The organism is Acidovorax sp., assembly GCF_027492855.1.
Lineage (GTDB): Bacteria > Pseudomonadota > Gammaproteobacteria > Burkholderiales > Burkholderiaceae_C > Acidovorax.
Genome location: NZ_JAPUDY010000058.1, coordinates 47836 through 70669, shown reverse-complemented (window position 1 = coordinate 70669; position 22834 = coordinate 47836). Strand labels below are relative to the sequence as shown.

The 22834-nt window shown below is 64.5% G+C and carries 24 protein-coding genes; 9 read left to right on the top strand and 15 right to left on the bottom strand.

Going from position 1 to position 22834, the window contains the following annotated elements:
* From Q0105_RS11535 to Q0105_RS11525, 3 genes are all read right to left on the bottom strand, one after another.
* A partial coding sequence (locus tag Q0105_RS11535; RefSeq protein WP_298211850.1) for a cytochrome c oxidase subunit II occupies positions 1–527 on the bottom strand: 527 nt, incomplete at its 3' end.
* A 59-nt stretch (positions 528–586) separates the two neighbouring features.
* Positions 587–1063 (bottom strand): DUF2244 domain-containing protein, encoded by a 477-nt coding sequence (locus Q0105_RS11530; protein ID WP_298211849.1) that lies wholly within the window; start codon positions 1061–1063, stop codon positions 587–589.
* Between the two features lie 151 nt (positions 1064–1214).
* Positions 1215–2117, bottom strand: coding sequence for a biotin synthase (locus tag Q0105_RS11525; RefSeq protein WP_298211847.1), 903 nt, complete (start codon positions 2115–2117; stop codon positions 1215–1217).
* A gap of 34 nt (positions 2118–2151) precedes the next feature.
* Between Q0105_RS11525 and Q0105_RS11520 the strand changes: the two genes are divergently transcribed.
* Positions 2152–2874, top strand: a complete 723-nt coding sequence (locus Q0105_RS11520; RefSeq protein ID WP_298211846.1) for a phosphoribosyltransferase family protein — start codon at positions 2152–2154, stop codon at positions 2872–2874.
* 78 nt (positions 2875–2952) lie between these two features.
* A complete protein-coding gene (locus tag Q0105_RS11515) occupies positions 2953–3480 on the top strand; it encodes a tRNA (cytidine(34)-2'-O)-methyltransferase (protein ID WP_298211845.1) in 528 nt (175 codons plus the stop codon).
* Between the two features lie 25 nt (positions 3481–3505).
* Here Q0105_RS11515 and Q0105_RS11510 read toward each other — a convergent pair whose 3' ends face one another.
* The 4 genes from Q0105_RS11510 to Q0105_RS11495 all read right to left on the bottom strand — a co-directional run bounded on the left by Q0105_RS11510 (position 3506) and on the right by Q0105_RS11495 (position 6527).
* Positions 3506–4438 (bottom strand): LysR family transcriptional regulator, encoded by a 933-nt coding sequence (locus Q0105_RS11510; RefSeq protein WP_298211843.1) that lies wholly within the window; start codon positions 4436–4438, stop codon positions 3506–3508.
* Between the two features lie 185 nt (positions 4439–4623).
* On the bottom strand, positions 4624–5088 hold the full coding sequence (locus Q0105_RS11505) for a MaoC family dehydratase (protein WP_298211841.1): 465 nt from the start codon (positions 5086–5088) through the stop codon (positions 4624–4626).
* Positions 5089–5160: 72 nt separating this feature from the next.
* Complete coding sequence (locus tag Q0105_RS11500; protein WP_298211839.1) at positions 5161–5778, bottom strand: ParA family protein; 618 nt, start codon at positions 5776–5778, stop codon at positions 5161–5163.
* Positions 5779–5888: 110 nt separating this feature from the next.
* Complete coding sequence (locus Q0105_RS11495; RefSeq protein WP_298211837.1) at positions 5889–6527, bottom strand: LysE family transporter; 639 nt, start codon at positions 6525–6527, stop codon at positions 5889–5891.
* Between the two features lie 223 nt (positions 6528–6750).
* Between Q0105_RS11495 and kefC the strand changes: the two genes are divergently transcribed.
* Positions 6751–8670 carry a glutathione-regulated potassium-efflux system protein KefC gene (gene kefC / locus Q0105_RS11490; RefSeq protein WP_298211834.1) on the top strand — a complete coding sequence of 640 codons (1920 nt, stop codon included), beginning with the start codon at positions 6751–6753 and terminating at the stop codon, positions 8668–8670.
* Positions 8671–8734: 64 nt separating this feature from the next.
* On the opposite strand, the gene Q0105_RS11485 is transcribed toward kefC, so the two are convergent.
* The 3 genes from Q0105_RS11485 to Q0105_RS11475 all read right to left on the bottom strand — a co-directional run bounded on the left by Q0105_RS11485 (position 8735) and on the right by Q0105_RS11475 (position 11450).
* Positions 8735–9418, bottom strand: a complete 684-nt coding sequence (locus Q0105_RS11485; RefSeq protein ID WP_298211832.1) for a DJ-1/PfpI family protein — start codon at positions 9416–9418, stop codon at positions 8735–8737.
* A gap of 63 nt (positions 9419–9481) precedes the next feature.
* Positions 9482–10510 (bottom strand): carbon-nitrogen hydrolase family protein, encoded by a 1029-nt coding sequence (locus tag Q0105_RS11480; protein ID WP_298211830.1) that lies wholly within the window; start codon positions 10508–10510, stop codon positions 9482–9484.
* A 151-nt stretch (positions 10511–10661) separates the two neighbouring features.
* Complete coding sequence (locus Q0105_RS11475; protein WP_298211828.1) at positions 10662–11450, bottom strand: HD domain-containing protein; 789 nt, start codon at positions 11448–11450, stop codon at positions 10662–10664.
* Between the two features lie 278 nt (positions 11451–11728).
* On the opposite strand from Q0105_RS11475, the gene Q0105_RS11470 reads away from it, so the two are divergent.
* The 5 genes from Q0105_RS11470 to Q0105_RS11450 all read left to right on the top strand — a co-directional run bounded on the left by Q0105_RS11470 (position 11729) and on the right by Q0105_RS11450 (position 17190).
* Positions 11729–12697, top strand: a complete 969-nt coding sequence (locus Q0105_RS11470; RefSeq protein WP_298211827.1) for a LysR family transcriptional regulator — start codon at positions 11729–11731, stop codon at positions 12695–12697.
* A 240-nt stretch (positions 12698–12937) separates the two neighbouring features.
* Positions 12938–15118 carry a TonB-dependent siderophore receptor gene (locus Q0105_RS11465; protein ID WP_298211826.1) on the top strand — a complete coding sequence of 727 codons (2181 nt, stop codon included), beginning with the start codon at positions 12938–12940 and terminating at the stop codon, positions 15116–15118.
* Positions 15119–15316: 198 nt separating this feature from the next.
* Entirely contained in the window at positions 15317–15961 is a 645-nt protein-coding gene (locus Q0105_RS11460) for a trimeric intracellular cation channel family protein (RefSeq protein ID WP_298211825.1), read from the top strand.
* Between the two features lie 84 nt (positions 15962–16045).
* Positions 16046–16732 (top strand): transglutaminase family protein, encoded by a 687-nt coding sequence (locus Q0105_RS11455; RefSeq protein ID WP_298211824.1) that lies wholly within the window; start codon positions 16046–16048, stop codon positions 16730–16732.
* Positions 16732–17190, top strand: a complete 459-nt coding sequence (locus tag Q0105_RS11450) for a PaaI family thioesterase (protein WP_298211823.1) — start codon at positions 16732–16734, stop codon at positions 17188–17190. The genes Q0105_RS11455 and Q0105_RS11450 overlap by 1 nt, the downstream gene beginning before the upstream one ends.
* A gap of 52 nt (positions 17191–17242) precedes the next feature.
* Here Q0105_RS11450 and Q0105_RS11445 read toward each other — a convergent pair whose 3' ends face one another.
* On the bottom strand, positions 17243–18130 hold the full coding sequence (locus Q0105_RS11445) for a LysR family transcriptional regulator (protein ID WP_298211822.1): 888 nt from the start codon (positions 18128–18130) through the stop codon (positions 17243–17245).
* A gap of 110 nt (positions 18131–18240) precedes the next feature.
* Between Q0105_RS11445 and Q0105_RS11440 the strand changes: the two genes are divergently transcribed.
* On the top strand, positions 18241–18843 hold the full coding sequence (locus Q0105_RS11440; RefSeq protein WP_298211821.1) for a short chain dehydrogenase: 603 nt from the start codon (positions 18241–18243) through the stop codon (positions 18841–18843).
* 98 nt (positions 18844–18941) lie between these two features.
* On the opposite strand, the gene Q0105_RS11435 is transcribed toward Q0105_RS11440, so the two are convergent.
* The 4 genes from Q0105_RS11435 to Q0105_RS11420 form a co-directional block, all read right to left on the bottom strand.
* Complete coding sequence (locus Q0105_RS11435) at positions 18942–19943, bottom strand: tripartite tricarboxylate transporter substrate binding protein (protein WP_298211820.1); 1002 nt, start codon at positions 19941–19943, stop codon at positions 18942–18944.
* Between the two features lie 135 nt (positions 19944–20078).
* Positions 20079–20822: an SDR family oxidoreductase gene (locus Q0105_RS11430; RefSeq protein ID WP_298211819.1), complete on the bottom strand. Its 744-nt coding sequence runs from the start codon at positions 20820–20822 to the stop codon at positions 20079–20081.
* Positions 20819–22027, bottom strand: coding sequence for a 3-oxoadipyl-CoA thiolase (pcaF, locus tag Q0105_RS11425; protein ID WP_298211818.1), 1209 nt, complete (start codon positions 22025–22027; stop codon positions 20819–20821). Before pcaF ends, Q0105_RS11430 begins: the two co-directional genes overlap by 4 nt.
* Before the next feature lie 138 nt (positions 22028–22165).
* Entirely contained in the window at positions 22166–22822 is a 657-nt protein-coding gene (locus Q0105_RS11420; protein ID WP_298211856.1) for a 3-oxoacid CoA-transferase subunit B, read from the bottom strand.
* Between the last annotated feature and the right edge of the window lie 12 nt (positions 22823–22834).

Sequence of the window (22834 nt, the reverse complement as noted above, 5' to 3'; positions counted from 1 at the left end):
GCGTCCTTGACGTTGCCGCTGTCGGACATCACGCGGTGGCTGCTGTCCAGCGTGGAGATGAAGGCCAGGCCCTCGCCTTCGCCGCTGAGGTAGTCATAGCCCCACTTCCACTGGTAACCCGTGGTTTTGATGGTGAGGTCGGCATTGGTGGTGTCCTTCTGGGCCACCAGCACCTTGGTCGCAGGCAAGGCCATCACGATCACGATCAGGAACGGAATGATCGTCCACACCACTTCCACGGTCACGGACTCGTGGAAGTTGGCCGACTTGGCGCCCTTGGAACGGCGGTGCTTCCAGATCGAGTAGAACATCACGGAGAACACTGCAACAAAGATCACCGTGCAGATGATCATCATCATCCAGTGCAAAAAGTGCTGTTCTTCAGCAATTTTTGTCACCGGGGGATGCAAGTTCAGCTGGTTGACTGCAGGGCCGCCAGGCAGGTCCTGAACGGCATGGGCTGCACTACCCACCCATGCACCGGCAATCAGCAGCAGAGAAGCCAGCTTGTTGGAAATGCTCTTCATAGTTCTCACTTACTTCTAAGCCTCAATTTAACCAATCCCTTGCGTGCGCCTGCGTGGGGTCAGGCTGCGCGCAAGGCCATGCGGATCTCCGATGCCAAGGCCGGTCGAAGTTCGGGGCGCACGTAGCGCCCCACTTCAACGGATCGGCCCTGCGCAGACAGCATGATGAGCGAGCGGTCTCCGGTCTTGGGCTCTACGCGAACCCGGCTCCGGTCAAACTCTGCGCGCTCCAGGCGGCCTGCCGTCTCCAGTTCCACCACCAGGCGTGAGCCTTGCAGTGAAATCTTCTCGCCATCCGCCGCATGGCGACCGTACATGGCGAATGCAATCCCTAAAGCCAAGATTTCGAGCCACGCAAACGGCATCACCCGTTGAGCGCCCAGCATCCAGAAGCACGCTGCAATACCCAGGGACACCAGACACAAGGACAGATACATCCACCCCAACTGCGCCAGCGTGACCGAGCGATTGCGGACGAGGCGCCAATCAATGCGCTGGCCCGACACCGTGGCAAAACGAAAAACCAAGCCCGTCACCGGTAGTGCTCACAAGACTGCTGGTGCACCGTGCGCGGTGCCTTTGGCACCGCAGGCGCAGCCTGCAAATTTGCGTGGGAAGATGCCCGAAATCTCAATAACCCCGAATTGTAGCGTGCCTTGTTCCATGTCATTGACACAGAGCGACCGCTTAGTTTTCTTTGCCACCCTTGTGCAACATCAAGCGCATGTCCTGCAGCGAAACAGCGCTGCTGGGGCTCATGCGCACACGCGGCGCGGGTTTGAATGCATGGCCATAGATGATTTCAAAAGTCAGTGCCAACTGGCCTCCCTGCTGTGGATCGGCCAGCCGCTCGGCCAGCACCTGGTAGAGCTTCTCTCGCCAGCGCCGTCCGCGCAATGAGGGAAAGCGATCAGGGTGCAGGTTGCAACCGAGCTCGCGCAGCTCTTGCACCAGCCGCTCGGGGGTGGCAAAAGTGAGTGTGATGCGCTCCATGTCCATCACCGGCTCGGCAAAGCCGGCGTGCACCAGCATGTCGCCCCAGTCGTGCATGTCGGTAAAGGCATGGCCGGCCGGGGGCCAGCCCAGGGCCGCATACACCCCGTGCAGCTCGCGCAACGTGTCCGGCCCCAGGCACGAAAACATCAGGTAGCCGTCCACCGCCAGCGCACGGTGCCATTGCCCGATCAGGGCCTCAGGGTCTGCCGCAGTGTGCAGCGCCATATTGGCCCAGAGCATTTGCACGCTGGCATCGGCTGGCAGGCCCCATTGTGGGCTGGCAGCGGCCCAGCGGGCGGGGTTCCACCAGGGCTTGGCCAATGCCTCGCGGGCCACGCGCTCGCAGTGGGCGGAGGCTTCGTACACCTGGCTGCGTGCCTTGGGGTAGCGGGCACTCACCAGCGCGTGTGCCTGCAGCCCGCCACGCAGTGCGTCCCAGTGGCACCAGGCCTGCGGCGCCTGCCGAATCCACTGCAGGCGGCTCTCCATGCGGCGGGCGACTTCTTCATGGAGCCATGGTGAAACGGCGGGTGCGGCGGCCTGCCAGCGGGCAGCGGCAACGGGATCGATGGTGGGGGGACGCTCGGAGGACATGGCGGTTCAGGGGACCGCGCGAGTATATTGATTCATGCTTTTTAAAGGATGGTCAGGGCTTTCGCGCCGCCTGCGGAGCCTGGCGGGCCACGTGTCCAGCCAGTGTGCCGTGTGCCACACATGGCCGTCGCAGCGGGTGTGCAACGCCTGCGCGGCGCGGTTTGCCCAGCCCGCCAGCCGCTGCCAACGCTGCGCGCTGCGTGTGCCCGATGGGGTTGGCGTATGCGGGGCCTGCCTGAAGCACCCTCCCCTGTTCGACGCCTGCCTGGCGGCGGTGGACTATGCCTACCCCTGGGCGGGCGTGCTGGCGGACTTCAAGTTCCGCGCCGACCCCGGATGGGCCGGTACGCTGGCCACCTTGCTGCGCAGCACCCCTTGGGTGGAGCCCGCCATCGAGGCGGCCGACCGGTTGCTGCCCGTGCCGCTGTCCGTTGAGCGCTTGCGCGAGCGCGGCTTCAATCAATCGGCCCTGCTGGCGCGGCACCTGGCGCTCGCCAAGGCCGATGGGCACAGCCTGCTGCGCCTGCACGTCACCGAGGCGCAAAGCGGCTTGCCGCGTGCCCAGCGGCTGCGCAATCTGCGGGGCGCCTTTGTAGTCGAGCCCGCACGCGCCAACGCATTGCGCGGCCAGCGTGTGGTGCTGCTGGACGATGTGATGACCACGGGCGCCACCGCCCATGCGGCCACGCTGGCACTGCGCGAGGCCGGTGTCGCGCACGTCACGGTGGTGGTGCTGGCGCGCACGGCCTTGGAATGAAGGGCTCGCGCCCAAGCAAGAAACTTTTGATTACCAGCAGTTGCCCAATGGATACCGGGCACGCTGACAATAGCGGGCATGTTCCACATTGTCCTCGTCGAACCCGAAATCCCGCCCAACACCGGCAACATCATCCGGCTGGCGGCCAACACCGGCTGCACGCTGCACCTGATAGAGCCCCTGGGGTTTTCGATGGAAGACCGGCTGATGCGCCGCGCGGGGCTGGATTACCACGAATACACGCGGGTGCTGCGCCACGCAGGCTGGACGGCTTTCCTGCGCGATGCGCAGCCCGATGCGGCGCGCATGTTCGCCATGACCACGCACGCCTCGCAGCCGGTGCATTCCACCTGTTTTCTGCCGGGTGACTGGCTGGTGTTCGGCGCAGAAACCCGGGGGCTGCCTCCCGAGCTGCGGGAGGGGTTTCCGCCAGCGCAGCGCCTGCGTCTGCCCATGGTAGAAGGCCAGCGCAGCCTCAATCTGTCGAACGCGGTGGCGGTGACAGTGTTCGAGGCCTGGCGCCAGAACAGCTTTGCCATGCCCGACGGCCAGATCACCACCGAGCCCGAGGGCACCATCATCAGCGGGTTCGCGCAGCTCGGCTGAGGGCGCCGCGCACCCCACCAAGGGCCTACTTGCCCTGCTCGGCCAGGGAGGCGCGCACCTGTTCGGTCAGAAAATCCAGAAACGCCTTGGTGCGCGCAGGCAGCATGCGGCCCGACGGCATCGCGGCGTACACGGTGTAGCGGGAATAGATCCACTGCGGCAGAACATGCACCAGCTCGCCCCGCGCCAGATGCTCTTCGGCCAGCAGGCGCGACGTGACGGCAACGCCCACGCCGTCCACGGCGGCGCGCAGCAGCAGCTCGGTGCTGACGGACTGCAACACCGCAGGCGCATCCACCTCCTGCACCGGCAGGCTGCCGTCGATCGACTGCAGGCGCAGCTTGCGTCCTGGCCCCGTTTGCGAGCGTGCAGCCACGCCAGAGTCGCGCAGGTAGTCGTGCCGCACCAGGTCTTGCGGCTCTTGCGGGGTGCCCCGGCGGCTCAGGTACTGGGGCGAGGCCACCACGATGGCCTCCCCTTTCAGCATGGGGCGCGCCACGATGTTGGCATCGAAGTCCTCGCCCGCCACCATGATGGTCACATCGAACTCGTCCACGCGGTCCGACGCGAATGCATCGATGCTGATATCCAGTTGCAGCTTGGGAAAGTTCTCGTGCCAGACCGCCACCATAGGCGCCAGAAAATTGGTGGCCAGCACCGGCGCCGCCACGATACGGACGGTGCCGCGCAAGTCGCGTGTGCTGGCCGCCGCCGCGGCTTCGGCGTCGTCGATCTCGTGCAGGATGGCATGCACGCGCTGCAGATAGGCCTCGCCCGCGTCGGTAAGCGCGAGCTTGCGAGTGGTGCGCTGCAGCAAGCGCGTGCCCAGATGCTGCTCCAGCTCGGCCACCATGCGGGTGACCACGGGGGGCGACATGTCCATGGCGCGGGCGGCGGCGGCAAAGCCGCCCTCCTCCACCACGCGCGCAAAAATCTTCATGGCTTGCAGGCGGTCCATGGTTCAGGCCTCCTGCGCAGCAACACCAACACTCAGCGACGGAGCCATCGACGGAACACGCACGCCCCCAGCCAGCGGCCGCCGCGCAAGGGCCGCCCCGCCGCGCTGGCGGCGTCCCTCTTCCCGAATGGCGCAGCCATTCGAGAGAAGGGAGAAGCGGCGCAGCCGCTCAGGGGGTTGCACTTCTATGCCGGAGCGCCGAAATTGCGTGCCAGCGATTCCGCCACGCACACCGGCTTGTCGCTGCCCTCGCGCTCCACCGTGACCAGCCAGGTCATCTGCATGCCATCGGGCGCAATCGGCTCGGCGGCCTGTAGCGTGAGGCGCGCACGCAGGCGGCTGCCCACCGGCACCGGCGCGGTAAAACGCACCTTGTTGAGCCCGTAGTTCACGCCCATGCGCGCGCCCTCGATGCTCAGGCCCGCGTCGAAGAACTGCGGGATCAGCGACAGCGTGAGAAACCCATGCGCAATGGGCGCGCCAAACGGCCCGGCCTTGGCGCGCTCCGGGTCCACATGGATCCACTGGTGGTCGCCCGTGGCCTGGGCAAACAGGTTGACCTGTTCCTGCGTGATGGTGATCCAGTCGGTCACGGCGACCTCCTGGCCCACGCAGGCGCTGACTTCGGAATAAGAGCGGAAGATTTTCATGGCCGCAATGTAGCGCCGCCACAGAGTGCCCGATGTCTGGCGCGGGACAGGTGTTTTCCCGCAGGCTGCAAATCACGCATTGAGCCACGTGCAGACTCCTTGCCATTGCTCCAGATCGCGCGCCACACGGCCCGGCGCCACGTCGAACAGAGTGAGGCCGTGCGCCGCCAGGTGCACGTAGTTCTGCGTGTCGCGCAGATAGCCCAGCACGGGAAACCCCAGGCTGTCCACGAAGTGGTGCAACTGCTCGGCCGCCTTGGTGCGCGCATCCACGCGCATGCCGACGATGCCCACCTGCACGCCCGCCGCATGGCGCTGCTCGGCCAGTTGGTCAAGAAAACTGCGCGTGGCGAAGATGTCGAACACGCTGGGCTGCAGCGGCACGATGATCTTGTCGGCCAGCCGGAGCGCGTCGTTCAAGCGCCAGCCGTGCAGGCCCGCAGGGGTGTCGAGCACCGCATGCGTGGTGCCCTTGGGCGGGCGGCTGATCACGTCCGAGCTGGCGTCCCAGCCGCCAATGGGGCGCGCCGCTGGCGGGCGCAGGCTCAGCCACAGCCGGGCGGACTCCTGCCGGTCGGCATCGCCCAGGATCACGGGGTGCCCCTGGCTGGCGTAGTAGCCCGCGATGTTGGTAGACAGCGTGGACTTGCCCACGCCGCCCTTGGGATTGGCGACAACAACTACTGGCATGACAAGCTCCTTGGCATCTCTGCGCCCATGAAAATACAAGTCAAATCAGCCTCCAGCGCTTATTCATCAAGCGCTAGCAGCTATCAAATTTGATACGCCACCGGCCCGGCTCAGGCGTGCTGCCCGCCGCGCTTGACGAAGAACAGCCCCGCGCCCACCGCCATCAGCAGGCCGCCGAACACGCGGTTCTGGGCCCGCACCGCGCGGGCGCTGCGCATCAGGCGGCGCAGCGCGCTGGCACCGAAAGCGTAGCCGTGCATCACCACCACGTCCACTGCGACAGTGGTGGCGGCCATCACCGCCAATTGCGACCACAGCGGGCGTGTGTCGGTCATGAACTGGGGCAGCACGGCCACCATGAAGATGATGCCCTTGGGGTTGGTGGCATTGGTCAAAAAGCCCGTGAGGCAGCGCTTTTGCCAGGTGCCCGCCGCCTCTTGATCATCGCCCTGCACGGGCGATGCATCACCCGCGCGCCACTGGTTAAAGCCCACATAGATCAAATAGCAGGCGCCCAGCACCTTCACCACGCTGAAAGCCACCTCGGACGCCAAGAGCAGCGAGCCCACGCCCGCACCGGCGATCAGCAAGATCAGCAGCAGGCCCAGTTGCAGCCCCAAGATGGTGGCGCCCGTCTTGCGCACGCCAAACGACAGGCCGTGGCTCATCGACAGCACGGCCCCCGAGCCCGGCGACACCGCGATCAGGCACGATGCCGCAAAAAAAGCCAGCCAGGTCTGCAAGTCCATGGGTCACCGTATCCGTGAGCAAAGAAGAAAGAAGGGCTCACATTTTAAGGTGCCGCCGCCAGGGTTTAAACAAAAATAGCCGCCAGCGCTTCACCAATGCGCGCCAGCAGCTATCAAAATCGAAGCATTCACAGACATGACCCGCGCGCAGCCGATTCGCTGCGGCAATGCCAGAATCCTGAGATACCACCTTCCTTCACGCGACGCCCGCGCCTGCCTCTCTATGGAACACGCCCCCAACTGGCTCACCTACGGTTTTCTGTACCTCACGGCGGCGGTGCTGGCCGTGCCCATTGCCAAGGCGCTGGGCCTGGGCGCCATCATTGGCTACCTGGCGGCGGGCATCGCCATCGGGCCCTGGGGCCTGGGCCTGGTCAGCAACGTGCAGGACATCCTGCACTTTGCCGAGTTCGGCGTGGTACTGATGCTGTTTTTAGTGGGACTGGAGCTGCAGCCAAGCCGCCTGTGGGCACTGCGCCGCCCCATTTTCGGGATGGGCACTGCCCAAGTGCTGGGCTGCGCGGCCGTGCTGTTCGGGCTGGGCGCGCTGGCGGGCCTGCCCTGGCGCGTGAGCCTGGTGGGCGCCCTGGGCCTGGCACTGTCGTCCACGGCAATTGCGCTGCAGGTACTGGGCGAGCGCAACCTGCTGCGCACACAAAGTGGGCAAGCGGGCTTCTCCATCTTGTTGTTCCAGGACGTGGCCGCCATCCCCATCCTGGCCCTGCTGCCACTGCTGGGCGCCGCCACCGCTGGCGCCGGGAGCGCGGTTGCCCACACCCCCGGCGAGGTGGCGCTGGAGGCCGCCAAGATCGTGGGCGTGATCACCGCCATCGTCCTGGGCGGGCGCCTGCTGCTGCGCCCCGTGCTGCGCTGGATCGCCAAAAGCGACACACCCGAAATCTTTACTGCCGCCTCGTTGTTACTCGTGGTGGGAATTGCCTATCTGATGGTGCTGGTGGGGCTGTCGATGGCGCTGGGCGCCTTCCTCGCCGGGGTGCTGCTGGCCGACAGCGAGTACCGGCGCGAGCTGGAGGCCGACATCGAACCCTTCAAGGGCCTGCTGCTCGGGCTGTTTTTCATCGCCGTGGGCATGAGCATCGACTTCGGCGTGTTGATGCACTCGCCCGGCCTCATGGCCGCCCTCGTGGTCGGTTTTCTCGCAGTCAAGGCGGTGGTGATCTACACGCTGGCCAAGATCGTCGGCATCCCCTACCAAGAGCGCCCGGTGTTCACGCTGCTGCTGGCGCAGGGCGGCGAATTTGCGTTCGTGGTGTTCCAGACAGCCGCGGGCGCCAGCGTGTTTCCGGCCGAAACCGCCTCGCTGCTCATCGGCGCCGTGGCGCTGTCAATGCTCATCAGCCCGCTGCTGCTCGTGGCGCTCGACCGCGCGCTGCTGCGCCGCTACGCCAGGCTCAAGACGGACGCGCCAGAGGCCGAGCAAATCTCCGAGCCGCAAGAGGCGCCCGTCATCATCGCGGGCTTTGGCCGCTACGGCCAGATCGTCTCGCGCGTGCTGCTGGCCCAGGGCATCCCCGCCACCGTGCTGGACCACAGCGTGGAGATGCTGGAAGTGGCCCGCATCTTCAACTACCGCGTGTTCTATGGCGACGCCACGCGCCTGGAGCTGCTGCGCATCGCGGGCGCCGAGCACGCCCGTATCCTGGTGGTGGCGGTGGACGACGCCGAACAATCCCTGCAGATCGCCAAGCTCGCGCGCGAACATTTCCCCCACCTGCAAGTCGTGGCCCGAGCCCGCGACATCACCCACTGGAACAAGCTGCGCGACCTGGGCGTAACGCTGGTGCAGCGCGAACTTTTCGAATCCAGCCTGCACAGCGCCCGCACGGTGCTAGAACTGATGGGCATGCCCGCCACCCAGGCCACCGCCGTCACAGAGCGCTTTCGCAAGCACAACATTGCGCTGTCCGACCGCATGTACCCACACCACAAAGACCGCGCCAAGTACCTCGCCGTGGCGCGCGAGGGGCGCGAACAACTGGTAGAGCAGATGGAAAAGGAACGGCAGGAAGGCGCGGCGCTGAACGCAGCGGGTACGGTGTATCCGGGGTATGGCGGGGTGGGGGCAGAGCAAGGGAGCGTTGAGGTTACCGGTACTCGCGGTCTAGATAAAAACGGGGCCTAGACAACGCCGCCATGGCGGCACTCACCCCCTACTCAAGATAGGCTCCATAGCAGCCTTGCCCCGCTCAACCCACAAAACCACGGCGTTTCGCCGTTTCGTCCGCAACGGAGTTCGGCATCTCACGGGCCAATATTTCGTTCGCCATGGCGAGCACACCCGGCGGCGCCAGATCGGGCAGTCCGGTCTTGAAAGGTGGGCAAGGTGCGTACTCTAGGCACAGTTCGGCCAACTGACCGGCGGGCTCGCCACCCCAACGGCCCATCATGCTGAGGGCAAAGTCGATCCCTGCCGTCATCCCTCCGCCAGTCGCGCGGTTGCGGTCCACCACGATCCGTTCAGCCAGCGGCTCGGCTCCAAACTTCCGCAGGTAGTCGCGGGAGTACCAATGGCAGCCAGCTTTGTACCCACGAAGCAATCCGGCCGCTCCCAGCAGGAGGGAGCCGTTGCACACGCTCGTGACCCATCCCGCCTTGGCACCGAGTCGCGCTACTTGGTCTATGAACTCGTCATCCTGCAGGGCCTGAAAGGCCCCAATTCCGCCGCCTGGCACAAGGAGCACGTCCGGCTCCTGAAAACACGTCTCAAAATCGTGCGTGGCGTTGATGGTCAGGCCAATGTCGGTTGGCACAGCACCAGGCTTTGCTGCAGCGAGTTGTATCTCGACGTTCGGAATGAACATCCAGGTGTTCGCCGGACCGATCAGGTCGATAGCGGTGAACTTGGGGAAAAGGGTGGCAAGGATTTTCATGAGAACTCCATATCTTTCTGTCGAAAGGGAAGAAACTGGCTGTCAGTTGTTTGCTGGCATCGCCTACTTGAGCGGCTCGGGTTCGATGACGTAGTCGATGTGCGCCGCCGCTACCTCCAACGGCAAGCTGAAATGCTCCACGCGCCGGGCGGGCTTGTCATTCAGTAGCAGCCGCGTCACATCGGGACGCGAGTAGTGGCCCACCGGATCCGCTGCGTTCTTGGCAACCCCGATCGCTCCCAGGTCAATATCGGCATAGAGCAAGCCCTCCTGGTCCTCCGGCAGTTTTGCTGCCAGCGGACTGCCGTCAGGCCCGTAAATCACCGCATGACCGCCACCTGCATGGATCAGGTTGTGTTTGTCTTCGGTGTCGCACAGTTCATCGACCATCTCCTTGGAGACCGTCGCGCACGGGCCAAGCACGAAGCAGGAGCCTTCGACCGCATAAACCTTGCTCACCGCGTTGTTGACCTCCCATCCAAGCGCATGCGCAAAAGGCTCATAGCAGGAGAAGCTGGGCCAGGCACCCACGTGCACTTGTTCGTTCTGCGCGAACATGGCGTATTTGGTCAGCGGTTGGATGTGCTCCCAACAGCACAACGCGCCCAGGCGCCCGATATCGGGTCGGGAGTGCACGGCCAGATCGCTCCCGTCACCTTCTCCAAACACCGTGCGCTCTACATGCGTCGGCCGCAGCTTACGGCGCTTGGCGATGGTTTTCCCATTGGAGTCGATGAGCCATTGCGCAATGTAGAGACTACCGCCATCGCGCTCACTCAAACCCAGCACGACGTTGATGTTCGCCCCCTGGGCGGCGAGGCGAATACGCTCGGCGCCAGCGCTGTCGTAGGACAGGGAATTGTCAAAGTAGCGCTGGACGAATCCACGCCCGATCGCCCAAGCGGGCGCGCCAAGCCAGATGTGCCACGGATATCCCGGAAGCCAGGTCTCGGGAAAGGCGATCAGCTTGGCGCCGTTGGTAGCGGCCTCCTCGATCAGCCGAATCGTCTTGTCTACGGTGGCGTCTAGATCAAGCCATACCGGAGCTGCCTGGACAACAGCAACTTTGTACTTTTGATGCGTGATTCCCATGATGATGCCTCGTTAAAAAAAGGGGACGGTGATCGCAGGATTGGAGGAGACCTCTGACTTGCCCGAAGCGGGTCGCCACCGGTTGGCCCCCAAGTACCTGAGGCTCAAAAGGTCCGGCCTAACTTGCAGCAGCTACACGTGAGCGGTTTGGTCAACTTCGGCCAGGTACGTTGCGAAATGGATCTGGTGGCGCCTTGCCACCTGAAAGGCCGGTCATGACCGCGGCCCGCGTATCTTGGCGATGCTTGGCGACTTCAAATTGGAGCGCTTCGATCACCCCATCGCGGGGAAAACGGGTCAAGACCTGAACAAGAGTGTCTTGTGCGAATCGACGTCGGCCAGCACCAAACAGATCGCACACAGCCCCACGCGAGACGAGATGCGCTTCCGCCCCATGCCGCTTCCGGGAGACCCAGCCGTTCAAATGCAGGGCGATTGCGTTGCCAACCTTGCTTCCGACCTCGTGCGGGTGCCCCTTGGCGTTGAGAAAGTCGCGAACGCGATCGCCTCCGCTCAGGGCGAAGCACCGCTCGCACAAGTGGGGCGAGTGGTCTTTGGTCAACGCGACGTCATGGAGTATCGCCGCCGCGAAGAAGAGCGGAGGGTCGTACTCGATGCGCTCATGGGCTGCCAACATCGCGCCGAAGAAGTACGTCCTCCAGCTATGAAACAGCAGCGCCTCTTCGTGCGTTTCCTGGGCCAACTGCAGCGCGTCATCAACGAGGGCACACCGGGGCGGAAAAAGGTCGTCAAACACAGTGGCGGTTGGCCGCAGCAAGCCCAAGTGCTGTCGCAATCCATCCACGGCCTCGCGCACCTGAACGTAGGCAAGATTGCCGATCAGTTGGACCTTCTCAAGACGCCCAAGCTCCCCACAATTTCCCGCGCCCCACACAAGGGTCCCCATGGCACCAATACCCTGAAAATCGAGCTGACTCACGATAGGTCTCCTCAACTCAACAGGCCATACCTTCGCGGGCCTTCGCATCTCCTGCTTCCAAAGAGCAGGGAGGGCCGACATCCGTCAGGCCGCTGATCCCATCGCCGGATGCAGGTGCATCGGACAAACCGCTAGCTACTACTTTCATTCTTCCCCCCTTGTGTTTCTCGGCGCTGCGCACTCTGCGAGAGCCTCGTGAAGGGAAGTGTTATCTACCTACGAGCAGTTGATAATATGACTAATAATTTTCGCAATATGTATTCACAGTAGGTAGTTCTATGGACAAACTGATGAGCTTGGCAGTGTTCGTCGCGGCGGTCGAGGAAGGAAGCATTGCCGGGGCGGCTCGTCGGCTTGGCCTTTCCTCCGTGATGGCTGGCAGGTATTTGACGGCGCTCGAGGATGCCCTGCCCGCGCGGCTCGTCCAGCGCACGACACGCCAGCTTGCCTTGACGGACGCAGGAGTGCTCTACCTGCCTCGGTGCAAGCGAATCCTCGATGAACTGGAAGAGGCCAATCACGAAGTAGCGGCCACGCAAAGCACTCCACGAGGAACGCTAAGGGTTTCCGCTCCTGTGACGTTTGGGGCTGCCTTTCTGGCGCCCGTCATCGCGGACTACTCGAACGACTACCCAGAGGTGAAAGTCGAGGTCCAACTAAAGGATCGATTCGTTGATCTCATCGAGGAGGGCGTTGACATTGCCATTCGCATAGGCAAGCTCAAGGATTCTGAATTGATTGCCCAGCAGATATCAAGTTGCTCGCTGATCGCTTGCGCGGCTCCGGCATATCTTTCGCGCTGCGGGACACCCAAGTCTCCCGCCGAACTCGCCAGCCATGTTCGGATTGGCTACCTGGGCACGGTATCGACAGCACCCTGGTCGTTCGAGGGACCTGGGGACAAGGTCACAGCGATTTCCGATCCATACAAATTCGTCACGAACAACACGCAAATGATGGCCGAAGCGGCCGCAGCTGGCTTGGGCATTGCGTACGGCCCAAGTTTTGCATTTGCCTCCCACCTCGAACGAGGTGCACTGGTACAAGTGCTCCCCAAGTACGCAACACCCACGTTGCCGATTCATGCCGTCACGCCAACGGCAAGGCACATGCCACAAAGGGTGCGGGCTTTCCGGCTTAGCCTTGCCGAGGCATTCTCTGGAGGCAATGTGCCCTGGGAGCGCTGGCGAAAACAAAACCCTTCAGGCCAGCCGCGAAATCCCCAACGGGCGGGCCGCAAGCCGTGAGATGCAACGTTGCGGCGGCGGGATACGAGGTTCGCCCAAGCAGTTCACTGCGTTGTCTCAACCATTGATCTGGCCTCAAGAAGTTTTGACCTGCGGCGCGCTTGAGCAGCATCGTTCAGTTGAAATTTACAAATAACAATGATTCGCATTAAAATTTAATTTTCTACCAGCCAGCGTCCCGGACACACAACGCGAGCCAGTGCACCCGCGTTTTGCGCACCCTCCATCACCGGGACATCCATGTCTTTCCAATCTTCCCGCGCGGCCTTGGCGCCCAGCGCTACCCGCACGCTTCCGCTTTTCGCCCCCTCGTCCACCCACAAAGTCAGCCTGTTCGCCCTGACACCATTGGCTCTGTGCCTCACGCAAGCCGCCCTGGCGCAACAAACCGGCGCTCCGGCCTCCGACGCCACAGCCCCCCAACTCCAAGAAATCCGCATCAACGCCAGCACCGAAAAGGACATGGGCTTTGCGCCCGTCGAGGCGCAGACGGCGGGCAAGGCACCTATGCGGCGGCTGGAGACGCCGCAGTCCATCAGCGTGGTCACGCGCGAGCAGATGGAGTCGCGCCAGATCGTGAACGTGCAGCAGGCGCTGCAGACCGTGGCGGGTGTGAGCCCCGTCAACTTTGGGCGCCGGGGGTTTGATGACCTCAACATCCGGGGCTTTCGCTCGACCGAATCCATCCTGGTCGATGGCCTGGTGCAAAGCCCTGGCATGTGGGCAAAGCTGCAGCCCTATGGCTATGAGCGCTTTGAGGTGCTCAAGGGCTCGGCTTCGGTACTCTATGGCCAGGTGCAGCCGGGCGGCATCGTCAACGCCATCAGCAAGCGGCCCAAAAAGGAAGCACTGAACGAAGTCGGCGTGGAGGTGGGCAGCTTTGGACAGCGCACGCTGCAGGCCGACTTCAACCGCCCGCTGTCTGAATCGGGTAAGACGGCGCTGCGCATTAACGCCATGGTGTCCAACAGCGACGACCCCACGCAGTTCGTATACCGCAAAGACCGCTGGTTCGCCCCATCGCTCTCCATCGACATGGGCCGCGACACCGATCTGGTGCTGTTTGCCACCTACAGCCGCAGTGAGTGGCTGCGCCAGCAGGGCATCACGCCCTATGGCACGGTGCTGCCCAACCGCAATGGCAAGCTGCCCGTCACGATGTTCACCGGCGACCCGGCCTTTGGTGTGTATGACGTGGAGAGCACCACGGTCGGCTACGCGCTGGAGCACCGGTTGTCGCAGGCCATGAGCCTGCGACAGAACGTGCGCTACGAGACCGAGAAGGGCACGGGCAACTTCGTGTCCAACCAGGCGCTTCAGGCCAACCAGCGGCTGCAAAACCGCCAAGCGTCGCGCCAGTACATGGATTTTGACCTGCTGGCCACCGACACCTCGCTGCTCTCGCGCTTCGAGGCACTGGGCGCCCAACACCAATTGGTAACGGGCCTGGACCTGCGCAGCGGCCATAGCCTGCAGGCCAGCCGCACCTGCCGCATCGGCGCGCTGGACCTGTTCAAGCCGGTCTATGGAACGCAGGCCACATGCCCCGAAGCGCTGACCAACAACGCCCCCGCCAAGCTCACCGTGGCAGGCCTTTATGCGCAGGACCAGATCAAGTTCGGCCAGGGCTGGACGGCCTTGGTGGGCCTGCGGCGCGACTGGTCCACCAACAACATCGACAATCGAGTGAGCGGCAAGCAAACACAGCAAAAAAACAGCGCCACCACCTTGTCGGCCGGCTTGGTGTACGAGTTCAAGCCCGGCTGGGCCGCCTACGGCAGCTACGGTGAATCCTTCCTGCCCGTGTCGGGTGTCAGCTTTGGCGGCACGCCCTTTGTGCCCGAGACCGGCAAACAGTGGGAGACCGGCGTGAAATACGAGGCCCCCGGCGGCCAGTTCACCGGCGCGCTTGCCCTGTTCGACCTGACCCGCCAGAACGTGAGCACCGCCGACCCGGTGAACACCGGATTCAGCGTGCAGACCGGCGAGCAGCGCGCACGTGGCCTGGAGCTGGAGCTGGGCGCAGACCTGAAAAACGGCTGGAAACTCACCAGCGCCTACACCTACACGCAGACCGAGGTCACGCGCGACAACAACGCCGCCATCGTAGGCCAGCCGCTCAACCTCACGCCGCGCCACACGCTCACGGCCTGGGCCACCTACAAGCTGCCGCAGTACCAGCGCGTCACACTGGGCCTGGGCGGGCGCTACGTGAGCGAGCAAATCGGCTCATACCCCTTCACGCTGCCTTCGTACTTCGTGGCCGATGCATCCGTCAGCTACGCGGGCGACAGCTACCGCATCACGGCGGGTGTGAAGAACCTGTTCAACAAGGCCTACTACGACGGCGCCATCAACGCCAATGTGGTGTCGCCCGCCATGCCGCGCAGCTTCAGCGTGGGGTTGACCTACTTCTTCTGATGCTCTGCCGCTCTGCCGCGCCGCCGCGCTACTGGCAATAGCTAACCCCAGGGGTTCTTGCGAACCCCTGGGGAAAAACCATTCATCAAATCTGGCCCTAGCGCTTTAAATACAAGCACAATAAGCTATTCATTTAATAGCAAAATAGCCTGAACCCGTTGCCACCACAGCCCTGCGCGCCACGGCACAATCGCGCCCATGGACCAGTTGCTTGACGCCCCTTGGGTGCACACCCTGCGCTTCCTGCTGGAAGTGGCCGCCACCATCGCCTTCGCGCTGTCGGGCATCATCGCCGCCGCGCACAAGCGGCTCGACGCCGTGGGCGTGTGCGTGGTGGCGTTCGTGGCCGCCTTTGGCGGCGGCACGCTGCGTGATCTGCTGCTGGACCAGCGGCCCTTTTTCTGGATACGCCACACCAGCTTTGTCTGGGGCATCCTGGCCCTCAGCCTGGGTGCGATGCTGTTCATGCGCCAACGCCACTTTCAGCCCACCGAACGCGCCATGCTGCTGCCCGACGCCATTGGCCTCGGGCTGTTCGCGGCGGTGGGTGTGGACATCGCCACCGCCATCGGCATGCCGCCCATCATCAGCGTGATGATGGGCGTGATCACCGGCGTCTTTGGCGGCGTGCTGCGCGATGTGCTGTGCAACGAGGTGCCCCAGGCCTTCAGCGACCACCGCCCCTACGCACTGTGCGCCTTCGCGGGCGGCTGGGCTGACGTGGCACTGCGCCACCTGCACGCACCCGACTGGGCGCCACTGCTCGCCTGCGTGGCGCTCACCGCCGGGCTGCGCGGCATTGCGCTGTGGCGCAACTGGCAATTGCCCGCCTGGCGGGTGTGAATCAAAGAACACAGCACCGGGTGGCGCCACCGTGACAGCCTTGTGCCGGGGCCGCCTGCACACTGGGTCCACAGGAGAGCCCTCATGACCGACCGCCCCACCCCCGCCCACCTGAGTACCACCACGCTCATCGACAGCAACGCGCCCACTGTCCAGGCATTCGCCGCCGAACACGCGCGCGGCAGCGATGACCGCGAACGCGCCGTGGCCCTGTACCTGGCAGTGCGCGACGGCTTTCGCTACGACCCTTATCGCATCGACCTTTCGTCCCACGGCATGACGGCCAGCACCGTGCTGGCCAATGGCCACGGCTGGTGCGTTCCCAAGGCCGCGCTGCTCACCGCCGTGTGCCGTGCGGCAGGCATCCCGGCGCGCATGGGTTTTGCCGACGTGCGTAATCACCTATCCACTGAACGCATGCGCGAGACCATGAAAACCGACCTCTTCATCTGGCACGGCTACGCCGATATCTGGCTGGACGGCGCCTGGCGCAAGGCCACGCCAGCGTTCAACATCGAGCTGTGCGACCGCTTTGGCCTGCTGCCACTCACGTTTGATGGTGTCGCAGATTCGATCTACCACCCGTTCGACAAGACCGGCCAGCGCCACATGGAATACGTGCACCAGCGCGGCGCCTTTGACGACATGCCGCTCGACCAGATCGTGGCCGACTTTCGCACCGTGTACGGCGGCTGGCTGGCGGGCGACGCCACCCGCAGCAGCCTGCAAGATGCCAGCTTTGCCCACGACATTGAAAAGGAAGCCCGCTGATGCAAGCCGCCGAAAAGCCCATCGCCACCGTCATCCCCGCAGGCTTTGCCGCCCTGCAGGCCGGTGGCCCCTACATCCAGCACAACGGCCCGCTGTATCTGCTGCACCAGGGCGAGGTGGTGAAGTTCGGCTTTCGTGTGGAGCGGCGGCACACCAACCCCATGGGCAATCTGCACGGCGGCATGATGGCCACCTTTTGCGACATGCTGCTGCCCCTGTCGGTGCACCGCAAAAACGCCCAGGTGGCCGACCGCTTCTTGCCCACCATCAGCCTTCAGATCGACTACCTGGCCCCCGCCCCGCTGGGCGCCTGGGTGGAGGGCGAAGCCGAGCCGCTGCGCGTCACGCGCTCACTGGTGTTTGCGCAGGGGCTGGTCACGGCCGATGGCGTGCCGTGCGCGCGGGTCAGCGGGGTGTTCAAGATCGGGCCGGAAGTGCCCCGCGATGCCGTGGAATGACGGACGGGCCGCCTTGCCCGCATTGATCGCATTAATTGCACTGAGCGAGATGCTATGGCGCGCCCAACGCCCCCACCACATGCTCCACAAACCGCGCCAACTTAGGCAACTGCCGCCTATCAGGCGCATAAACCAGGTGCATGGGCCGTGACGCGGGCAGGCACTGCGGCATCACGGGCACCAGGGCGCCGCTGGCCAGGTCTTCGGCCAATAGCACCTCGGGCTGCATGACCAAGCCCAGGCCGCGCAGCGCGGCCTGGCGCAGGCCGTCGCCCTGGTTGCACACAAAACGGGCTTGCTCGGGCCAGTAGAACTCTTGGTTGCCGTCGCGCAGCGTCCACTCCACGCGGCGCTGCCACACCGAATGGCTCAGGCACTGGTGGCGCGCCAGGTCGGCCGCACGCTCTGGCGTGCCGTGGCGCTGCAGGTAGGCGGGTGCGGCGGCAATCACCATGCGGTAGGGGCGCAGCGGGCGGGCCACCAGGCCCTCATCCACTACACCGCCAATGCGCACGGCTGCATCAAAGCCCTCGCCTGCCAGGTCCACCACGCTGTCGGTGAGCTGCAGGTCCACACGCACCTGCTCATGGCGCTGCAGAAATTCAGCCACCAACGGGGCGATCACATGGCTGCCCATCGTGAAGGGCGCACTCACGCGCAGCAGGCCCTGGGGCGTGGCACGGCTGCGCTCTACCGCTGACTCGGCCCAGCGCACCTGCTCCAGCACACGTTTGCTGTCCTCGTAAAACGCCGCACCCACCTCCGTCAGGCTGCTGCGGCGCGTGCTGCGCTGGAGCAGGCTTGCGCCCAGGTGGGTTTCGAGCTGCTGGATGTGCTTGCCCACCATCACCGCCGAGATGTCGAGCTGGCGCGCAGCGGCGGCAAAGCTGCCCGCCTCGACCACGGCCACCATGACCTCCATGCTGCGCAGCTTGTCCATGGCAATTCCTAATCAATGGTTATCACCAAAAGAACTTCAATGTACTTTATGCATTGATCGATTAGCAAAAGAATCAAGGCTCATCGATTCTTCAACCCAAGGAAAACACCATGTCCAAGATTCTTCTCATCGGCGCCAGCGGCACCATCGGCCAGGCCGTGCTGGCCAACTTGGGCGCCCGCCATGATGTGATCACCGTGGGCCGCAACAGCGGCATGCACCAGGCCGACCTCGCCCAACCCGCCTCGCTGGCCGCGCTGTTTGCGGCCGTTGGCAAGGTCGATGCCATCGTGAGCACGGCGGGCAATGTGCATTTCGGCCCCCTGGCCGACATGACACCCGCGCAGTTCAACCTGGGCCTGCAGGACAAGCTGCTGGGCCAGGTGCAGCTGGCGCTGCTGGGCCAACAGCACTTGAACGACGGCGGCTCCATCACGCTGATCAGCGGCATCCTGAGCACCGAGCCCATCCGCAACGGCGCCAGCGCCAGCGCCGTGAATGCGGCCATTGAGGGCTTTGTGGCCGCCGCCGCCATCGAGCTGCCACGCGGCCTGCGCATCAACGCCGTCAGCCCCACGGTGCTCACCGAATCGATGGGCAGCTACGCCCCCTTCTTCCCGGGCTTTGAACCCGTGCCCGCCGCACGTGCGGCCCTGGCCTACCAGCGCAGCGTGGAAGGCGCGCAGACGGGGCGGGTGTACCGCGTGCAGTGAGCGCAGCCCACCAGGGTTTAAGAAAAATAGCTGCTACCGCTTGTATATCAAGCGGTAGCAGCTATTAATTTAATAGCACCAACGAGCTGCAGCGGAGATCAATCCAAACTTGCCCCAGACTCCTTGACCACCTTGCCCCACTTCACCGATTCGGCCTGGATGAAGGCAGCGAACTGCTCGGGCGTTTCGCTGTAGGTCTCGGCGCCCTGCTCGTTGATCTTTTTCTTCACGTCGGCCTGGTTCAGCACCTTGACCAGCGCGGTGTTGAGCTTGGCCAGCACCGGCGCGGGCGTGCCCGCAGGCGCGAACATACCGAACCAGGAGGTGGCCTCGTAGCCGGGCACACCGGCTTCGGCAATAGTGGGAACGTTGGGCAGCTCGGGCGAGCGCTTGGCCGTGGTCACGGCAATCGGCACCAGCTTGCCGCTGCGCACATGCTGGATGGCCGAGGGCATGTTGTCGAACATGATGCCGATCTGGTTGCCCAGCAGATCGGTGACAGCCGGGGCGCTGCCCTTGTAAGGCACGTGCACCATGTCCACCTTGGCCAAGCTCTTGAACAGCTCGCCCGACAGGTGGATGGAGCTGCCGTTGCCCGAGGAGCCGAAGTCCACCTTGCCGGGGTTGGCCTTGGCGTAGGCGATCAGCTCTTTTACGCTTTTGTAGGGCCTGGCGGGGTTGGCCACCAGCAGGTTGGGCACGTTGGCCACGCGCGTGAGGGGCGCGAAGTCTTTGACCGGATCGAAGGGCATCTTCTTGTACAGGCTGGCGTTGATGGCGTGTGTGCCCACCGTGCCCATGAAGAGCGTGTAGCCGTCAGCAGTCGCTTTGGCCGCCAGCGCGCCGCCGATGTTGCCGCCTGCGCCCGCGCGGTTGTCCACGATGACGGATTGGCCCAGCTCGCTTGTGAGCGCCTGGCCGATGATGCGCGCCAGGATGTCGGTGGTGCCACCAGCCGCAAACGGCACGATGATGGTGACGGTTTTGCTGGGATAGGCCTGGGCCATGGCCGGTGCACCGGCCAGCAGGCCCGCGCCCAGAGCGGCAGCCGAGGCGATGGTGCCCAGGGCGAAGCGGCGGGTGGAGTGGGAATGTGGCATGGGGGTCTCCTTCAAAGATGGGGGTTGATTGAAATAGTGCACGGTGCGGGACGGCGCACGAGACTGGCGCAGCGCAAGCGCGGGACGCCGAGGAAGGGCCGCCCCGCACCGAGGGCGACTCAGGGGGTTGTCATCTCACACAGGAGCAATGCCCAGCGTGGTGCCGCCGCACACATACAGCACCTGCCCGGTCACAAAACCGTTGTCAGGCGAGAGGAAAAACAGCGCCGCGCGCGCCACGTCTTCGGGCGTGCCCATGCGGCCCACGGCAATGCTGCTGAGAATGCGCTGCGTTTGCGGCGCGCCCTCGGGGTTGCTCTGGCGGAAGAGTTCGGTAGCAATGGGGCCGGGGCCGATGGCGTTGACGGTGATGCCGTCACGCCCCAGTTCCATGGCCAGCGTGCGTGTCAAACCGATCATTCCGGCCTTGGTGGCCGAGTACACGATGCGCTCGCCTTTGCCCAAAGCGGCGCGTGACGACATGTTGACGATGCGCCCCTGGCCGCTGGCACGCAGCGTGGGCAAAAACGCCTGCACCAGCAGCATGGGCGCACGCAGGTGCAGGCCCACCACGTCATCCAGCTGCTGCGTGGTGGCGGTGTCGATGGTGCCGGGGCGCGTGGCGCCCGCGTTGTTCACCAGGGCCGTCACGTTGTGTTTGGCGGCGATCTCGGCGGCGCGTTCGCGGGTCGATGCCTCGTCGGTCAGGTCGCCCTGGTACGAGATGAGGCGTGGGTGGCTCCAGCTGGGCAGCACATAGTCCAGGTTGACCACCGCATGGCCCTGGGCCAACACGGCTTCGGCAATCGCGCGGCCAATGCCATTGCTGGCGCCGGTGATGACGGCGACCGGGGTGGGGTTGCGTTCCGTCACCGTCACACGCGCTCCAGAATGATGGCAATGCCCTGCCCCACGCCGATGCACATGGTGCACAGCGCGTACTGGCCCGCATGCTCGTGCAAGCGGTTCACGGCGGTGGTGACCAGGCGCGCACCGCTGGCACCCAGCGGGTGGCCCAGCGCAATGGCGCCGCCCCAGGCGTTGACGCGTGCGTCGTCGTCCTTCAAACCCAGCGCGCGCAGCACGGCCAGGCCCTGCGCGGCAAAGGCTTCGTTGAGTTCGATCACGTCCATGTGGTCGATGGTCAGGCCCGTTTGCGCCAGCACCTTCTGCGTGGCGGGCGTGGGGCCAAAGCCCATGATGCGCGGTGCCACGCCCGCCACGGCCATGCCCACCACGCGGGCGCGGGGCTTGAGGCCATATTTGGCGGCGTTGGCTTCGTCGGCCAACAGCAGCGCGCAGGCGCCGTCGTTCACGCCGCTGGCGTTGCCTGCTGTCACCGTGCCATCGGGCCGCACCACGCCCTTGAGCTTGGCCAGCGCTTCCAGGCTGGTCTCGCGCGGGTGTTCGTCCTGGCTCACCACGATGGCATCGCCCTTCTTTTGCGGGATGTGCACGGGCACGATCTCGCGCGCTAGGTGGCCCGCCTTGATGGCCGCCACGGCATTGAGCTGGCTGGCCAGGGCCATGCGGTCTTGCGCGGCGCGCTCGATGCCGAAGTCGGTGGCCACGTTCTCGGCGGTTTCGGGCATGGAATCGACGCCGTACTTTTCCTTCATCAGCTTGTTGATGAAGCGCCAGCCGATGGTGGTGTCATACACCGCGTTGTTGCGGCTGAAGGCGCTCTCGGCCTTGGGCATGACAAAAGGCGCGCGGCTCATGCTCTCCACGCCGCCCGCGATCATCAAGCCCGCCTCGCCCGCCTTGATGGCACGCGCCGCCGTGCCCACGGCATCGAGCCCCGAACCGCACAGGCGGTTGATGGTGGCGCCCGCGACGTCGATGGGCAGGCCCGCCAGCAGGCTGCTCATGTGGGCCACGTTGCGGTTGTCTTCACCGGCCTGGTTGGCGCAGCCGTAGAGCACGTCGGTCACTGCGGCCCAGTCCACGCCGGGGTTGCGGTCCATCAACGCCTTGATGGGGATGGCGCCCAGGTCGTCGGTGCGCACGCTGCTCAATGCGCCGCCGTAGCGGCCGAAGGGGGTGCGGATGGCGTCACAGATAAAGGCTTGGCGTGTGGTCATGGGGTTGTCTCCTCGGTTTCTACTCAGTGGAAATAGCGAGCCCCGCCGTTCGCCCTGAGCCTGTCGAAGGGCTGCTTGCGCAGCGCCCTGGCTTCGACAGGCTCAGCCCGAACGGGTGGGGCCTGGTGGCGAAATGACTCATTCAACAGCCGCAGCACGGATGGGCAGGCCCACCATTTGCTCCAGCTCGGCATGTGTGATGCCGGGCACGGCGTCGATCAGTTGCAGCCCGGTGGGCGTGCAGGCCAGCGTGCACAGGTCGGTGTAGATGCGCTTCACGCAGGCCACGCCAGTCAGTGGGTAGGTGCAGCGCTCAACGATCTTGCTGGCGCCCTGTTTGGTCAGCAGATCCATCATCACCCAGGTCTGCTTGGCACCGATGGCCAGGTCCATGGCACCGCCCACGGCCGGGATGGCACCGGGCTCGCCGGTGCTCCAGTTGGCGAGGTCGCCGGTGGCGCTGACCTGGAAGGCGCCCAGCACACAAATGTCGAGGTGGCCGCCGCGCATCATCGCGAAGCTGTCGGCATGGTGAAAGTAGGCGCCGCCGGACAGCAAGGTCACGGGCTGTTTTCCGGCGTTGATGAGGTCGTAGTCTTCCAGCCCTGCAGCCGGTGCCGGGCCCATGCCCAGGATGCCGTTTTCGCTTTGCAGGATGACTTCGCGCCCTGCCGGGATGTGGTTGGCCACCAGGGTGGGCTGGCCGATGCCCAGGTTGACGTAGGCGCCGTCGTGGATGTCCTGCGCCACGCGGCGGGCCAGTTCGTCTTTACTACGTTTTTGATAGCTGCTCACGCTTGATAGTTG

Bases quoted from the DNA above. Each gene is read 5' to 3' on its own strand.
- Q0105_RS11450 (WP_298211823.1), top strand. From the start codon at position 16,732: ATGCAAGCCGCCGAAAAGCCCATCGCCACCGTCATCCCCGCAGGCTTT.
- Q0105_RS11525 (WP_298211847.1), bottom strand. From the start codon at position 2,117: ATGTCCTCCGAGCGTCCCCCCACCATCGATCCCGTTGCCGCTGCCCGC.
- Q0105_RS11520 (WP_298211846.1), top strand. From the start codon at position 2,152: ATGCTTTTTAAAGGATGGTCAGGGCTTTCGCGCCGCCTGCGGAGCCTG.
- Q0105_RS11465 (WP_298211826.1), top strand. From the start codon at position 12,938: ATGTCTTTCCAATCTTCCCGCGCGGCCTTGGCGCCCAGCGCTACCCGC.
- Q0105_RS11485 (WP_298211832.1), bottom strand. From the start codon at position 9,418: ATGAAAATCCTTGCCACCCTTTTCCCCAAGTTCACCGCTATCGACCTG.
- Q0105_RS11445 (WP_298211822.1), bottom strand. From the start codon at position 18,130: ATGGACAAGCTGCGCAGCATGGAGGTCATGGTGGCCGTGGTCGAGGCG.
- Q0105_RS11440 (WP_298211821.1), top strand. From the start codon at position 18,241: ATGTCCAAGATTCTTCTCATCGGCGCCAGCGGCACCATCGGCCAGGCC.
- Q0105_RS11435 (WP_298211820.1), bottom strand. From the start codon at position 19,943: ATGCCACATTCCCACTCCACCCGCCGCTTCGCCCTGGGCACCATCGCC.
- Q0105_RS11500 (WP_298211839.1), bottom strand. From the start codon at position 5,778: ATGCCAGTAGTTGTTGTCGCCAATCCCAAGGGCGGCGTGGGCAAGTCC.
- Q0105_RS11460 (WP_298211825.1), top strand. From the start codon at position 15,317: ATGGACCAGTTGCTTGACGCCCCTTGGGTGCACACCCTGCGCTTCCTG.
- Q0105_RS11515 (WP_298211845.1), top strand. From the start codon at position 2,953: ATGTTCCACATTGTCCTCGTCGAACCCGAAATCCCGCCCAACACCGGC.
- kefC (WP_298211834.1), top strand. From the start codon at position 6,751: ATGGAACACGCCCCCAACTGGCTCACCTACGGTTTTCTGTACCTCACG.
- Q0105_RS11495 (WP_298211837.1), bottom strand. From the start codon at position 6,527: ATGGACTTGCAGACCTGGCTGGCTTTTTTTGCGGCATCGTGCCTGATC.
- pcaF (WP_298211818.1), bottom strand. From the start codon at position 22,027: ATGACCACACGCCAAGCCTTTATCTGTGACGCCATCCGCACCCCCTTC.
- Q0105_RS11510 (WP_298211843.1), bottom strand. From the start codon at position 4,438: ATGGACCGCCTGCAAGCCATGAAGATTTTTGCGCGCGTGGTGGAGGAG.
- Q0105_RS11470 (WP_298211827.1), top strand. From the start codon at position 11,729: ATGGACAAACTGATGAGCTTGGCAGTGTTCGTCGCGGCGGTCGAGGAA.
- Q0105_RS11505 (WP_298211841.1), bottom strand. From the start codon at position 5,088: ATGAAAATCTTCCGCTCTTATTCCGAAGTCAGCGCCTGCGTGGGCCAG.
- Q0105_RS11455 (WP_298211824.1), top strand. From the start codon at position 16,046: ATGACCGACCGCCCCACCCCCGCCCACCTGAGTACCACCACGCTCATC.
- Q0105_RS11480 (WP_298211830.1), bottom strand. From the start codon at position 10,510: ATGGGAATCACGCATCAAAAGTACAAAGTTGCTGTTGTCCAGGCAGCT.